Source organism: Haloferax sp. KTX1 (assembly GCF_902410085.1).
GTDB classification, from domain to species: Archaea; Halobacteriota; Halobacteria; order Halobacteriales; family Haloferacaceae; genus Haloferax; species Haloferax massiliensis.
The window spans coordinates 1-386 of the sequence record NZ_CABPRH010000354.1 but is presented as its reverse complement, the minus strand read 5'-3'; the positions used below and the strand labels follow the sequence as shown (position 1 = coordinate 386).

1 protein-coding gene is annotated in these 386 nt (G+C 58.5%); it reads right to left on the bottom strand.

What is annotated here, in order from left to right:
- Positions 1-31: 31 nt before the first annotated feature.
- On the bottom strand, positions 32-386 hold a 355-nt coding region (locus tag FY251_RS22170), incomplete at its 5' end, for a DUF4864 domain-containing protein (protein WP_148417034.1).

The following is a 386-nucleotide window of genomic DNA, read 5'->3' as shown; positions in this document are numbered from 1 at the left end:
CTGTAACGCTAGGGCCTCTCGTTAGGGAAGTTCAGACCACTACCACACGGTCAGTCTGCCAGCAGCCTCGGAACTTGCCGACGGACTGCACTGATAGACCGAACTCGTACGTGGTCGTTCGTCCATCCGGCCCCGTAATCGTCACCCGCTGTTCAGCGTAGTTCTCGTTTCGCTCGACAGGGCCTCGCACAGCCTCTCCGAAGTCGATCATCGGACGGTACTGCGGTGACTCGACTATGGCTATAAATCGGTCCAGTGGCCCAGTCGAGCGGCGGTTGGCTGGGGAGGCGAAATTGTACGCCGTCATGATACCCGCGTTTTCAAACGGGTCGTCGTTCGTTTCCAGCGCTTCGAGTTGGAGAGCTACAGCATCACTGGGACCGTAC